General features: G+C 63.9%; 12 protein-coding genes. 10 read left to right on the forward strand and 2 right to left on the reverse strand.

The window, feature by feature from the left end:
• Window positions 1-4 precede the first annotated feature (4 nt).
• The 9 genes from DACI_RS26240 (at window position 5) to DACI_RS26280 (ending at window position 10642) form a co-directional block, all read left to right on the forward strand.
• Window positions 5-424 carry a type IV pilin protein gene (locus DACI_RS26240; protein WP_080518225.1) on the forward strand — a complete coding sequence of 140 codons (420 nt, stop codon included), beginning with the start codon at window positions 5-7 and terminating at the stop codon, window positions 422-424.
• A 116-nt stretch (window positions 425-540) separates the two neighbouring features.
• Window positions 541-1107, forward strand: coding sequence for a GspH/FimT family pseudopilin (locus DACI_RS26245; RefSeq protein ID WP_012206992.1), 567 nt, complete (start codon window positions 541-543; stop codon window positions 1105-1107).
• Between the two features lie 20 nt (window positions 1108-1127).
• Window positions 1128-1817, forward strand: coding sequence for a type IV pilus modification protein PilV (gene pilV, locus DACI_RS26250; RefSeq protein ID WP_043782677.1), 690 nt, complete (start codon window positions 1128-1130; stop codon window positions 1815-1817).
• 20 nt (window positions 1818-1837) lie between these two features.
• Window positions 1838-2752: a PilW family protein gene (locus DACI_RS26255; RefSeq protein ID WP_050771897.1), complete on the forward strand. Its 915-nt coding sequence runs from the start codon at window positions 1838-1840 to the stop codon at window positions 2750-2752.
• A gap of 19 nt (window positions 2753-2771) precedes the next feature.
• Window positions 2772-3506, forward strand: a complete 735-nt coding sequence (locus DACI_RS26260) for a pilus assembly PilX family protein (protein ID WP_012206995.1) — start codon at window positions 2772-2774, stop codon at window positions 3504-3506.
• Window positions 3507-3578: 72 nt separating this feature from the next.
• The gene (locus tag DACI_RS26265; RefSeq protein WP_012206996.1) at window positions 3579-7127 is read left to right on the forward strand and encodes a pilus assembly protein; all 3549 of its coding nucleotides are present in this window, start codon (window positions 3579-3581) and stop codon (window positions 7125-7127) included.
• Window positions 7124-7570: a type IV pilin protein gene (locus DACI_RS26270; protein WP_012206997.1), complete on the forward strand. Its 447-nt coding sequence runs from the start codon at window positions 7124-7126 to the stop codon at window positions 7568-7570. Before DACI_RS26265 ends, DACI_RS26270 begins: the two co-directional genes overlap by 4 nt.
• Before the next feature lie 64 nt (window positions 7571-7634).
• Window positions 7635-8744, forward strand: coding sequence for a bifunctional diaminohydroxyphosphoribosylaminopyrimidine deaminase/5-amino-6-(5-phosphoribosylamino)uracil reductase RibD (gene ribD / locus DACI_RS26275; RefSeq protein ID WP_012206998.1), 1110 nt, complete (start codon window positions 7635-7637; stop codon window positions 8742-8744).
• An 83-nt stretch (window positions 8745-8827) separates the two neighbouring features.
• On the forward strand, window positions 8828-10642 hold the full coding sequence (locus DACI_RS26280; protein WP_012206999.1) for a phospholipase D family protein: 1815 nt from the start codon (window positions 8828-8830) through the stop codon (window positions 10640-10642).
• A gap of 13 nt (window positions 10643-10655) precedes the next feature.
• Here the strand turns inward: DACI_RS26280 and DACI_RS26285 are convergent, their stop codons facing one another.
• Complete coding sequence (locus DACI_RS26285) at window positions 10656-11645, reverse strand: tRNA dihydrouridine synthase (RefSeq protein WP_012207000.1); 990 nt, start codon at window positions 11643-11645, stop codon at window positions 10656-10658.
• A 225-nt stretch (window positions 11646-11870) separates the two neighbouring features.
• On the opposite strand from DACI_RS26285, the gene DACI_RS26290 reads away from it, so the two are divergent.
• Complete coding sequence (locus DACI_RS26290) at window positions 11871-12401, forward strand: hypothetical protein (protein WP_043782680.1); 531 nt, start codon at window positions 11871-11873, stop codon at window positions 12399-12401.
• A gap of 28 nt (window positions 12402-12429) precedes the next feature.
• Here DACI_RS26290 and DACI_RS26295 read toward each other — a convergent pair whose 3' ends face one another.
• A complete protein-coding gene (locus tag DACI_RS26295) occupies window positions 12430-13641 on the reverse strand; it encodes a N5-glutamine methyltransferase family protein (RefSeq protein WP_012207002.1) in 1212 nt (403 codons plus the stop codon).
• Between the last annotated feature and the right edge of the window lie 38 nt (window positions 13642-13679).

Below are 13679 nucleotides of genomic sequence, written 5' to 3' on the forward strand. Positions count from 1 at the left end.
CACAATGCGCCACCCTCCTCCCCCGGGCTTCACACTCATAGAACTCATGATCGTCGTGGCCGTCATAGTCATCCTCGGCACCGTCGCCGTGCCCAGCTACAACGAATACATCCGCGGAGTCCACCGCGCCGATGCCCGCGCCGGCCTGCTGCAGGCCCAGCAATGGCTGGAGCGCGCAGCCACGGCCAACGGGGTCTACCCCACCACGCTCCCCGTCGATCTGACCTGGACCCGCGACTCCAGCAAGCGCTACACCATCAGCCTGGATTCAGGAAACACCACCGAGGCCTATACCCTGATCGCCACGCGCCGAGGCTCACAGATAGGGGACCGCTGTGGAGATTTCGCGCTGACACATACGGGTGTGCGGGAGACACTGAACCTCGCAACCGGCACCAGCGCGGCGGAATGCTGGTCGCGATAGCGCCGCAGGCCAGCCACAATCCCCTGCGACAACCCTGGCCCGCCATCCATCCAGCGGCCGCATCCATTCATCCGGTTCGCTCACCTGCCCGCGAGTGCAATGCCTAGCATCTGCGCATGCACGCATTGCACCTACAACGGCTGACACACGCCAAGGCACCCGCCCGACGCCGCAAAGGGTTCACCACCCTTGAGCTGATGGTGGTGGTCGCCATCCTGGCCATACTCACCGCCCTTGCAGCGCCCAGCTTCACCCCATTGATGGAGCGCTGGCGCGTGCGACAGGTTGCCGAGGATCTCCAGGCAACGATTTATTTTGCCCGCTCCGAGGCCCTCAAGCGCGGCGGCAACGTCACTATCGCCAAGGCCGCAAATGGCAATGGCTGCGCCAATGCCACCGGAAACACCCAGTGGGGGTGTGGCTGGCAAGTGGCCAGCGGCAACACGGTGCTGCAGCAGACTGCGCCCCCGAGCCGCGTCCAGATCACCCTCGCCGACAGCACGGGCTCCATTGCCGTGGACCGCTGGGGCATGCTGTCGCATGGAGGAGTTACCGCGGCAGCGGCCATGGATCTCCTGCTCGTTCCCGAAGGCAAGATCGCCAGCGACCGAAGCGCCGTCCGTCTTTGCACAGGCACGGGCGGAAGGATCGTGCAGATGAAGGGCAGCGAATCCTGCTCCTGAACCGTTCTAGAGAAAGCAACATGCACAGACTCCAACGCAGCAAGCCGGCAGAGCGCCGCAACCAACGAGGCCTCACGATGATCGAATCCCTGGTCGCCATCGTCGTGGCGGCGCTGGGCATCCTGGGCATTCTGGGCACGCAGATGCGTACGCTGACGGATACCCAGACCACGGTCCGGCGCGCACAAGCCATCCGCCTGATCGAGGATCTGGGCGAGCGCATGAAGGTCAACCCCAGCGTGCTGAGGGATGCCGACGCCTATGTCGCCGATTTCAACACCACGCCCGCCCCTGGCGATTGCCAGGCGGCCTCGTGCAACCGCACGCTTTTGGCAGCCTACGACCTGGGTGTATGGAAGCAGACGGTCAAGAACACACTGCCCCTGGGCCAGGCCAGCATCTTTCTTGCTCCGGGTGAAGAAGTCGGCGCCAACCGCCGGCAGATCGGCGTGATGGTCGCCTGGCGCGAGAACGAGCGTGACCTGTCCGACAGCAGTCAGGCCAATCAAAAGGCCTACAGGGACAACATCGATGCCACGCAAGTCCGGGCTGCCGATGGCACGCTGAGTTCAGGCGGAGGCGGCACGACAGCGACCTCCTGCCCCGATGGCTACACCTGCCATCTCCAATACCTTCCGCTGGCTGCACGTTGCGCGCCCTACTTCGGCAGCGGTGAAGCGATTCCCCAATACTTCTGCCCAGGATTCTGATCATGGCAGCGCCCCGCATCATGAAACCAAACCTGCCGCACCTGCCGATACGGCCTCGCCGGCATGCCTTTGCCCGTCCCCTGGCTCAGAAAGGCTTCACCCTGCTTGAGCTGATGGTGGGCGTGGCCATCGGCCTGCTGGTCGTCGCCGTGGCCACGGCCGCGCTCATGGTGTCCCGTGGCGTGTCCGGCACGGTCAGCGACGCCAGCGGCATCCAGCAGCAAGCGGCCTATGCCATGCGCGTCATCGGCCTTCAGCTGCGCCAGGCGGGCTCCCTGTACCTGAACCTCGATCCCAGAAACCAGAAGCCCGCGGCTGCCCTGGTGACCTCGACACCCGTGGCGTTCGAGACAACGGCTAAAAGCGACTCCGGCCTGGAGTTTGACCCGTCGCTCAATACGGTCAGTGGAACGGCCACGCCCACCACCCTGACCGTCGGCTATCGCCGCTACAAGGAACTTGTCTACACAGATGCCGCAGAGCAGTCCCAGGCGCGCAACTGCGTGGGCGGGCCAGCCAACAGCAGTGCAGACCAGCGCATAGACAACGTCTTTCAGCTGAGCGGCAGCCAGTTGCAATGCAGTGGCAATGGCGCGGCCGCGCAGACCTTGGTACAGAACGTGGCCGATTTCCAGGTCCGCTATCTCATCCAGGACAACACCAAGCCTGGCTCGCCGGGCATCCAGTATGTTCCATCGGCCAACGTCGATGCCTGGACGACAGTGGAGTGGAGCAAGGTACGGGGCGTGGAAGTCTGCCTGGTCCTCTATGGCAATGAGCCCATCGATCTGCCGGCGGGCAGCAGCTATGTCGGCTGTGACGGCACATCCGTCAACATGACCACGCTCACCGGCCAGCGCAACCGGCGCATGCACATTGCCTATCGCAATGTCTTCCAACTGCGCAGCCAGGGCCTGATCGGCTCCGTGCTCTGAATTCACGAGAAAGCCAGCAATGCATCGCAAGACTGCCAACCATGCCTCTCGGCAGCAGCGGGGTGTCGCGCTGTTCGTCGTCATCATTTTCGTCATGCTGTCCATGCTGCTGGCGCTCTGGGCGTCACGCACATCGCTGTTCAACGAGCTTGTCGTCGGAAATGATGCCGACTACCAGCGCGCCTATGAGGCCGCTCAGGCGCTGCTGCAGGATGCGGAACTCGACATTCGCGGCGAAAAGGCCGACGGCACTGTCTGCACGGGTCAGGACAATGTGTGCCGCACCAGCACCACGGCCAAGATTCCGCTGGAAACCCAGGAGATCGCCCCTCTATTGTCCTCTTTGGGTACCGGTTGTTCACAGGGCCTTTGCGGCAAGCGCGGCGACAAACAGGACTTCTGGAATAACAGCGACGAAAGGCTGGGACTCACACTGGCGCAGCTGACCACGGCAGGAGTGGGGGCCCGATATGGCCAGTACACAGGCGCCTCGCTGGGCTCCACCAGCAAGCCCGCCAATCCCATCCTGGCCGACACCAGCGCGGCCGATCGCGGCGGCTGGTACTGGATCGAGGTGCTGCCCTACCTGAACACCAAGAACATGGGACTTATCGCAGACACCCCGACCAACCTGCTGTCGCTCAACCTGAAGCCCTACGTGGTGTACCGCATCACGGCCCTGGCCTATGGCCGCAAGCCCAACACCATGGTGGTTCTGCAGCAGACCTATGCACAGCAAAAGCGCAAGAACTAGGTGGCCCACGGCCCAGTCACCGCACCCGCAAGCGAATCCGACCACTCGGCACAAACATCAAGAGGCGCAGACATGAAACGCAAGCCCCCTATCCCTCATCAGCTGTTCTCCCGCACCCTGCTGTCCTGTGCCGCTGCGGCAGCCCTGCTTCCGCAAGGCGCTTGGGCCCTGGACCTGGCACAGTCGCCCCCCGGCACCAAGGAGCCGTATGTGGCTCCCAACGTCATCATTTCCATCGATGATTCAGGGAGCATGAACTTTCGGCTCGATATGGAAAGCGCCAGTGGCGCCAGCAGCCAGACCGAGCCCAATTCGGATGGCACCTGGCCGATGACTAGCCGCCGTGTCAACGTCCTCAAGTATGCACTCGTCGGAAAGAACGGATCCGGCGGCATCTTCCGTGATACGACGCTGCTGCCCGACAAGAAAATCCGGCTGGCATGGCAAGGCATGTGGAACAACGGCAACTCGTCCAATGCCGACAATGTGGACAGTGCCCAGATGAATACGAACTCCATGCGCCCGCTGCAAAGCACGCATCGTGCGAACTTCATCTCCTTCATCAGCAACCTGAATCCTGGCGGTGGCACTCCATCGCATCTGATGTTCAGCCAGGCCGACAGCTACATGCGACGCGGACTCAGCAAGAACAGCCCGTGGGCCAGCGATCCAGGCAATACGGGAGCTCCCTATCTTGCCTGCCGCCGCAATTACCACATCATGATGACCGACGGACGCTGGAACGGAACCGCCACGGGTGTCCCCGATAGCACTCGACGGGACAATGCCACCAACCTGACGCTCAGCGACAACATGGTGTACGGCGGCAGTGGCGCGGCCGACCAGAAAAAGTCCGCCCTTTACCGCGACACATCCACGGGCACCACCCTGGCCGACTGGGCCTTCTATAGCTGGGCCACCCCGATGCAGACCACGGGATTGACGGGCACCATGCAGCCGACCGCGGACTACCGCAAGGCTCCGTCCGTGGAAACATTCACCAACGACAGCGGCAGTTCCGTCACGCTGGATCGCTACTGGAACCCCCGCTACAACCCGGCCACCTGGCCGCACATGGTCACCTACACCATTGGCTTCAGCAAAATGGCGTTCGATTGGAGCTATCCATCCATTACACGCCCGACGCAGATGGTGCCATTCGGCTATGACGGCAGTTTTCCGGATCTGGCCAAGGGGAGCACCACCTGGCCCAATCTGACAGCCAGCACAGAGTCGCGCAATGCTCTGGACCTCTGGCACGCTGCCCTGAACGGCCGCGGCCGTTTCTATGCGGTGGAGAAAGGGGAAGACCTGGAAAAGGCCTTCCGAGAAATCTTCGGTCAGATCAACACGCAGACAGACCCCGACCTGACATCCACGGCCACCAGCGGCTCCAATGCGTCGCGCAACGACGTCGGCAAGTTCACCGGCGCCTATGAGCCGCAGAATTACTGGAAAGGCTTCGTCACGGCGGAAACCGTGCAGAAAGACGGCACGACCGTCTCGACCGCAAGCTGGGGAGGAAAGAATACGGCCGACAAGCTCGATGCCATCTCAGATATCAATACCCGCCTCATTCTCACATGGAGCAACAAATGGGACTCCAACAGATATAGGGGTGGCGTGCCATTCAAGTGGGCCACCGATGATTCCCTTCTCAGCAGTGCGCAAAAGGCATCACTCGGCCTGAACTCCAACGATGTCACCGCCAAGACGGGGACCAAAGGCGAGAATATTCTCAACTATGTCCGTGGTGATCGGCGCTACGAGGGCTCTGAAACCAGCGGCTACACGACGAGCAGCCCTTTTCGCGAGCGCAAAAGCCGCCAGGGCGACATCATCAACTCTGTCGTCTGGTTTACCGGAACGCCGTCCAGCAACTATGCCCTTCCGGGCTATCTGAGCTTCGTGAGCGGAAGCTCCCGTCCGGCCGTGATCTATGTCGGAGGCAACGATGGCATGCTGCATGGATTCTCTGCCGTGGATGGCAGCGAGAAGATTGCCTATGTCCCCAGAGGCGTCATTCCCTCGTTGAAGTCTCTCGCCGACCCCACCTTCAACACCAGCCATCGATATTTTGTCGATGGTTCCCCGATGACCGGGGATGTCTATTTGAGCTCCGGATCGAACTCCTTCTGGCGAACCTTGCTGGTAGGTACTCTGGGAGCCGGCGGCAAAGGCTATTTTGTACTGGACGTGACCAATCCAGACAGCGCAAATCTCAGTGGAGGAACACCCGGATTTTCCGAGGCGAATGCCCAGGCGCTCGTCAAGCTGGACCGGACCCGGGATGCGTCGGAAACGCCGACATGCCCCTTGACAGGCATCAGTGCGGCCGAGCTTGCGGCATGCACCCAGGAAGTGGCTGAAGACAGGGACATCGGGCATATCACCGCACGCCCCGTGCTGGATGAGAATGACCCCATGCGCACCACGCAGATCACCACCATGAACGATGGGCGCTGGGCCGTGGTGATGGGCAACGGATACAACAGCGCCAGCCAGCGGCCGGTGCTGTTGATCCAGTACCTGGACGGTAACCAGGAACTGCTGCGCATCCCGGTCACGGCCGATGTCCCCGGAACGGGATTGGCTGCAGACAATGGGCTTTCCGCCCCCCGCTTGGTCGACATCAATGGAGATGGCCGCCCAGACGTGGCCTATGCAGGAGACAACCTCGGCAATCTCTGGAAGTTCGATATCACGAGCGCTCGCCCAAGCAAGTGGCAGGTGGCGCTGGGTGGTCAGCCTCTTTTCACGGCAAGAGGACCGACCGCACTGAATTCCTCTCTGCGCACGAATGTTCAGCCCATCACGGTTGCACCAACTGTGCAGGCCAATGATCGCACCATGAAGGGTTCAGGCAAGGACGTAAAAATCGTTCGCGTAGGAGGAATGATGGTAGCTTTCGGAACGGGGCGTAACGTCACGAAGGACGATCCCAACAATGTCCAGGTACAAACCCTGTATTCTGTGCTTGACGAAACCCGCTACCGGTTCACAGACGACACCAGGACGCTGATCGAAGTCCACCCAGGCGATGCTTCCTGCAGCCGGGGCGGAGATTGCATACCCACGCCAAAGGCATGGGGCGTCGGGGTGACAGCCGCCAAGCTGGCCAAGCAGACCATCACCGAACTCGGCAATGGTGATTTCGCCACCGTCGATTCTGTTGACAAGCTGGGCGTTACCACATGGGGCGACTTCAATGGCTGGTATATGGATATGCCTGCCATCGGAGAGCGGCTCCTCAAGCCCATGGAGTTCTACGATGGCAGCAATATTCTGGTCATGTATTCCCAAGTACCCGCCAAGGGATCGAATGTGGATGTCAGCGTGGAAAGCTGCGAATCCACGTCCGTAGATGAAGAGCGTCAATACCGCACCATGATCAATATCATGGATGGCCTTCGCCCCACGGTACAGTTGGTGGACATGAACAAGGATGGAAAATACAACAGCGATGATTCAGGTGTATCGCGAGCCCGGGTCAGCAAGGGATCGCACAACCTGATCACACAGAAAAAGAATATTCTGGATATCGACGCCAAGAACAACAAAGAACCTCTGGCTCCAATGCCAGAAGAGTCCTTGCGCCCCAGCTGGCGCCAAGTCAAATGACCATGCCTCGTTCTACTAACACGATCATCATGAAAAGAAAAAATCAGGGTTTCACTCTCATCGAATTGATGATCGTCGTGGCGGTTGTCGGAATTCTTGGAGCCATTGCCATACCGAGCTACTCCGAGTACATACGTCGCGGGCACCGCGCGGAGGCCAGGGCAGGCCTTCTGCAGGCGGCGCAATGGCTTGAAAGGGCTTCCACGGCCACGGGGACCTACCCCCTGACCGCAGCATTTCCCAGCGCGCTTGCCACGGTGCCTTCCAATCGATACGACATCTCACTGAACTCGACCGATGGAAGAACTTTCACGTTGACGGCAACCCCCAAGGGCGCCCAGACAGGCGACAAGTGCGGCAACTACACCTTGACGCAAAGCGGCTTGCGTGGGGCCAACGGAGCCACGACAGGCACCATCGTTACTGACTGCTGGGGCAAGTGAGCACCGGGTAGATGCCAATCCGCCAGGCGCTGACCGAGCCCAGGCTTGCTACCATCCTGGCACCATGACAAACACCGTGCCACACATGCACCAAGCGCTTGGGCTCGCCGCCCAGGCGCTTTTTCTTTCCTCTCCCAATCCGCGCGTGGGCTGCGTACTGGTGGCACCTGACGGCAGAGTCGTCGGCCAAGGGTTCACTCAGCAGGCTGGTGGCCCACATGCCGAAGTGATGGCGCTGCGCGATGCCGTGGCCCGAGGCGAGGATGTGCGCGGAGCCACCGCCTATGTGACGCTGGAGCCTTGCTCGCACCAGGGCCGTACGGGTCCCTGCTGCGATGCCCTGATCGCCGCTGGCGTTGCCAAGGTGGTAGGCGCACTGACGGACCCCAATCCCCAGGTCGCCGGCCAAGGCTTCGCGCGCCTGCGCGCGGCAGGCGTGGATGTGGTGGTGGGGCCGGGTGCAGACGAGTCCCGGGAGCTGAACATCGGCTTCTTCAGCCGCATGCTGCGCGGCATACCGTGGGTGCGCATGAAGGCGGCCAGTTCACTTGACGGGGCAACCGCGTTGCACAACGGCACCAGCCAATGGATCACATCCCCCGAGGCACGCGCCGATGGCCATGCCTGGCGTGCGAGGGCATGCACCCTACTGACGGGCATAGGCACGGTGCTGGAAGATGATCCGCGCCTGAACGTGCGGGATGTGGCTACGCCGCGCCAGCCGCGCATCGCTGTTGTGGACAGCCGGCTGGACATGCCGCTCACCGCCCGGGCACTCCAGGGCCCGGCCGAATGCCTGATCTACACCAGCAGCCGGGATGCATCGAAAACCAGTGCACTGCAGGATCTGGGCGCGACCGTCATTCCCATGCCCAACGCGCACGGCAAGGTGGACCTGTGCGCCATGCTGCGTGACCTGGCGGCGCGCGGCACGAACGAGCTGCATGTGGAAGCCGGCTTCAAGCTCAATGGCTCGCTGGTACGCGAGGGGCTGGTCGATGAGCTGCTGCTGTACCTGGCCCCCAAGCTGCTGGGGACGGGTGGCATGGGCATCGCCAGTTTCGGGCCGCTGGACGCGCTGTCCGAGGCCCTTGCATTGGCACTGCATGATGTGCAACGCATCGGGCCAGATCTGCGCGTTGTGGCCCGCGTTGTGGACCGCGCCAGCTTCTGACGCGAACAGTGGCTTCCTGGACCACCGGCTGGCGCAGCCGTCCGACACCCGATTGACCGATCCTTGGGCCAAATCTTCGAATCATGTCCGGCGCTCGCAACTTACAGCCCCTTCCATTCACCAGCCTGTTTCGAGGCCTGCGGACCACGCTTGTCCTGCTGGTGTCCGCCGTGGTCTGCGGCTGCGCAAGCAGCTTGCCCTCCCAGGTCGATCGCCCCGTCACTGCAGCCTTGGAAGCCCCGCAAAGCACGCCATTGGGGTCTTTGGTTCAGCAATTGCGGCCTGCCAGCGTCAAGCCTCAAACCTCCGCCTTCACCCTCCTGTCCGGCGCCCAGGCCGCCTATGGCGCCCGGCTGGCCCTGGTCGAGGGAGCGCAGCAGACGCTGGACCTGCAGTACTACGCCATCCATGCCGACGAGAGCACGCAGCGCCTGCTGCGCGGCGTGGTCGAGGCAGCACGGCGTGGCGTGCGCGTGCGCGTGCTGCTGGACGATTTCCACAGCACGGGCGCGAATGCGCAGGTCATGCGCCTGGCCTTTGTGCCGGGTATCGAGATGCGCATGTTCAATCCCCTGGCGGGCGCGCGCAGCTCGGCGCTGGGCCGGGCCTATACGCTGCTGACGGATTTCCAGCGGGCCCAGCAGCGCATGCACAACAAGCTGTTCATCGCCGACAACGCCATGGGCGTGATCGGAGGGCGCAATCTGGGCGATGCGTATTTCGATGCGGACAGCGCCAGCAATTTCGTGGACCTCGACGTGCTGGCGGCGGGACCGGTGGTCAACGACCTGTCGCGCAGCTTCGACAGCTACTGGAACAACCAGCGCGCCTATCCCGTCCAGTCGCTGATCAGCCTCAAGGAACTCAAGCAGTTGCGCGAGCGCTTTGCGGGCGATGATGACCAGACGCAGGAGGACGACCCCACACCTGCCGTTCCCGCAAAGGAGACAAAGGCAGATGACCAGACGGCTGAACAGCGCCGGATCATCTGGGACCAGCAGCCCATGGATTTGCGAAAGGCTCGCTGGACCTGGGCATCGGCCGCCGTGCTGGTGGATGAACCCGCCAAGATTCCGCTGGACAGGGATGACGGCCCAGGCCCCATCACAAGCGCTGGCACGGATGCGTCTGCACAGGCCAGCCCCGCGTCGAACGGCCCGCAGGCCAGGCCTGCCGGCACGCTGCCCATGGGCCAGCCGGCTGGCGCCCTGCGCCAGGCGGCGCGTCCGGTGCTGGAGGCCGATTCGGTGGTCGATGGCCTGCTGGCCCTGGTGCGCAAGACCCGGCGCGATCTGCTGGTGGTCTCGCCCTATTTCGTGCCGGGCCCGGACATGATGGAGGCGTTTCGTGGCGCACGGCAACGCGGAGTGCGCGTGCGCATCCTGACCAATTCGCTGGCCTCCAACGATGCACCTTTGGCCCATGCCGGCTATGCGCGCCACCGCAAGGCGCTGCTGGAGATGGGCGTTGAACTCTACGAAATGCGCAGCACGGCGGCCAGCGTCCGCTCTGCATTCGGCTCGGGCAGCACGGGTGGCGGCGGTCCTTCGGGTTCCACAGGCGCATCGCGTGCAATGCTGCACTCCAAGCTGTTGGTGGTGGACGGGCATCTGGTGGCAGTCGGCTCGATGAACCTGGATCTGCGCTCGCAGTTGCAGAACACCGAGATTGCCCTGCTCATCGCCAGCCGCGAGTTCGGCCGCCTGGCCACGCAAAGCATCGACGAGGGCCTGCAGGATGGCAGCTGGCGCGTCGAGATCGACAAGGATGGCGAGCTGGTGTGGCGGGCCTCGGAAGACAGCGAGCGCAGTGACGAGCACAGCGAGCCCGATGCCAGCTGGGGCCTGCGCCTGATGCTCAAGCTCATTGGTCCGCTGGCGCCCGACCATCTGCTGTGACCGGCTGATCGCGCTAGAGCCCGACCCACTCCTGGCGCCGCGCCAGCGCTTGCACCCACAGCGTGATCTCGCGCTGGTCAGTCTGCGTGCGCACTTCCTGGTAGGCCTGCTCGGCTTCGGGAAAGCGGCGGCGCAGCAGGTTCAGCCATTGCTTGAGGCGGCCTGCGCGCTGGCGCGGCTCCAGATCCTCGCAGACCATGTCCCAGAAACGCTGGACCTGCGGCACCAGATCGCTCCAGGACACCTGTGCTGCAACATGTTCTGCTGGCATCTGCCCGCCTTCCACGGCAGCGCGAATGGCCAGCGCCAGGCCTGGGTCGGCAACGATCCCCCGGCCCAGCATCAGATCGCCGCAGCCCGATTGCTCACGGCAGCGCAGCGCATCCTCCACCGTCCAGATCTCGCCATTGGCCACCACGGGCACGGTCACGGACTCGCGGATGCGCGGGATCATGTCCCAGTAGGCAGGCGGACGGTAGCCGTCGAGCTTGGTGCGGGCGTGGACGACGATCTCGCAGGCGCCACCGGCCTGCATGGCCTGGGCGCATTCGGTCATCAGGGTCGTGTCGTTGAAACCCAGGCGCATCTTGGCCGACACAGGCATGGCCGCCGGCACGGCAGCACGCACGGCCCCCACCACGCGCGCGATCTGCTCAGGGTCCTGCAGCAGCGCAGCACCGCCGCCATGGCGGTTGACCACCTTGGCGGGGCAGCCGAAGTTCAGATCGATTCCCTCCGGACCCAGGCGCGCCAGATTGGCCGCATTGGCCGCCATGCTGTCCGGGTCCGAGCCCAGCAGCTGCGCACGCACAGGGACACCTGCCAGCGTCCGGCTGCCGTTGTTGAGCTCCGGCATGGTGCGCAGGAACACCTTGTCGGGCAGCACGGTCCCCGTGACGCGGATGAACTCCGAGACACAGCGGTCTGCGCCACCCACTCGCGTGAGCACATCGCGCAGCACGAAATCAAGCAAGCCCTCCATGGGCGCCAGCAACAGTCTCATCACCTATGTCGCGAGGCCTGCGCCCCGTCTTCCTGTTACAGATCAAACAATATTTCTGCGACCGGCATCGGCCGCCAGCCCCTGCAAATCAGAGCCCGCCCATGCGATGGCAGGCGATTGTGCGCTTGCCGCAGAACACTGGGTGGACCAGTTGTCATGGCTTCTTCACGCCACGGTCATTCATGTAACGTGCAATCGGGGCTTGTCGGACTCCCTGCCCCCACCATGCTGCTGCAAAAAACCGCCAAGGCCCTTGAAGAGCTGCAGCCCGGCCGCCGCAGCCTGCCGCTGCGCGAGCGCTCGGTGCTGCTGATGGCCGATGGCCGCACCGAGGAGCAGTTGCAGCAGGTCCTGGGCGCACAGACCGGCGAACTGATCGAGCAACTGATCGCCAGCGGCCACCTGCAGCGCCTGGCTGGCCAAGCCGCCGCGTCATCGCCCCAGGCCCCCTCCATGGCACCGGCCGCTGCGAAGGAATCCAGCCCGCCCGGCCCCGCTGCCACGCTGAATCTTGCCGGCACACGCATGTACCTGTTCGATATGTGCGAGCGCATGTTCGCCAACCGCCATGAGGACAAGGCACAGGTGCTGCGCCATCTGCTGCGCGAGGCGCGCGATCTTGAGGCACTGCAGGCCGCCGCCCTGCAGCTGCTGCAGACCGTGCAGGAACATGCGGGCGACGAGCGCGCCGATGCCCTGCGCGAGCGCCTGCGGCATCTGCTGCCCCAGGAGGCAGCGACGGCACAGGGCGCCTAGACGAATCGAAGGGTGGACGCGCGCGCGATCAGCGCGGCGCCAGCCGCCACAGCGAGGTGAGCTCGGCGGCGCGTGCCGCGTGCAGCGGATCGGTGGAGTCCGCAGCCTTTCCATGGCGCGGGCGGATGTCCTCGCGGCCCAGGACCTGCAGGCCTGCGGCATTGATCCAGCCCAGCAGTTCCTCGCGCGAGCGCAACTGCAGGTGCTCGGCCAGATCCGACAGAATCAGCCAGCCTTCGCCGCCCGGCAGCAGATGTGCAGCAAGGCCCTCGACAAAACCGCGCAGCATGCGGCTGCCTTCGTCATAGACGGCCTGCTCCAGCAAGGAGCTGGCCTTGCCCGGCAGCCACGGTGGATTGCAGACCACCAAGGCGGCCCGGCCTTCAGGGAACAGGTCCGCCTTGCGCAGGCTCACGCGCTGCGCCAGACCCAGCCGCTGAAGGTTGTCCTGCGCGCAGGCCAGTGCCCGGTCGCTCAGGTCGGTGGCCACCACCTGCCGCACGCCACGGTGCAGCAAGAGAGCGGAAAGCACACCCGTGCCCGTGCCGATATCCCAGACGGCGGCATCAGCCTGCTGGGCTGCGGCCGGCAGGGGCGCCTGCGCCACCAGATCCAGGTACTCGCCGCGCACCGGGGAGAACACGCCGTAGTGCGGGTGAATGCTGAACTCCGGCATGCCCGGCACGGCCAGGGCCACGCCCTTCTTGCGCCACTCATGTGCGCCCAGGGCACCCAGCAGTTCACGCAGGGGAACGATCACGCTGTGCGCACCCTGGTCGGCGGGAATCTCGCCCCAGGCTTCGCGACAGGCTTCGCTCCAGTCCGGTGCGCGGCGCAGGGCGCAGTGCCAGCGGGTATCGAGCTCGATCATCACGCTGGACAGGATGCGCGCACGCTGCGCCAGTGCCTGGCGGTGCAGGTGGAAGGCGTGGGGAAAGACCGGCTTGGCGTCTTCCTTGCCGGCGCGGCGCTGGCGCGCCTTGGCGGAAGTCTCACGTGCGGGCTTGTCGAGGCGGCGGCCCAGGGCCGACAGCAACTGCCGGGCATTCTGGAAATCGCCGCGCCACAGCATGGCCTGGCCTTCGCAGGCCAGGCGGTAGGCGCTGTCGGCGGCCAGGCTGTCATCAGCGATGACGATGCGGCGCGGTGCGGTCATGGTGCTGTCCGCGCGCCACAGGGCAACCTGGGTGGCCTCGTGCTCCTGCCACTGCAGCAGGGACCAGTTCTGGGAAGAGGACAAGGCCTGCTGCTCCGTGAGTGATGGGTGGATGGTTGGGC

It is taken from the genome of Delftia acidovorans SPH-1 (assembly GCF_000018665.1).
Lineage (GTDB): Bacteria > Pseudomonadota > Gammaproteobacteria > Burkholderiales > Burkholderiaceae_C > Comamonas > Comamonas acidovorans.

Bases quoted from the DNA above. Each gene is read 5' to 3' on its own strand.
- DACI_RS26255 (WP_050771897.1), top strand. From the start codon at position 1,838: ATGAAACCAAACCTGCCGCACCTGCCGATACGGCCTCGCCGGCATGCC.
- DACI_RS26270 (WP_012206997.1), top strand. From the start codon at position 7,124: ATGACCATGCCTCGTTCTACTAACACGATCATCATGAAAAGAAAAAAT.
- DACI_RS26240 (WP_080518225.1), top strand. From the start codon at position 5: ATGCGCCACCCTCCTCCCCCGGGCTTCACACTCATAGAACTCATGATC.
- DACI_RS26290 (WP_043782680.1), top strand. From the start codon at position 11,871: ATGCTGCTGCAAAAAACCGCCAAGGCCCTTGAAGAGCTGCAGCCCGGC.
- DACI_RS26265 (WP_012206996.1), top strand. From the start codon at position 3,579: ATGAAACGCAAGCCCCCTATCCCTCATCAGCTGTTCTCCCGCACCCTG.
- pilV (WP_043782677.1), top strand. From the start codon at position 1,128: ATGCACAGACTCCAACGCAGCAAGCCGGCAGAGCGCCGCAACCAACGA.
- DACI_RS26280 (WP_012206999.1), top strand. From the start codon at position 8,828: ATGTCCGGCGCTCGCAACTTACAGCCCCTTCCATTCACCAGCCTGTTT.
- ribD (WP_012206998.1), top strand. From the start codon at position 7,635: ATGACAAACACCGTGCCACACATGCACCAAGCGCTTGGGCTCGCCGCC.
- DACI_RS26245 (WP_012206992.1), top strand. From the start codon at position 541: ATGCACGCATTGCACCTACAACGGCTGACACACGCCAAGGCACCCGCC.
- DACI_RS26260 (WP_012206995.1), top strand. From the start codon at position 2,772: ATGCATCGCAAGACTGCCAACCATGCCTCTCGGCAGCAGCGGGGTGTC.
- DACI_RS26285 (WP_012207000.1), bottom strand. From the start codon at position 11,645: ATGAGACTGTTGCTGGCGCCCATGGAGGGCTTGCTTGATTTCGTGCTG.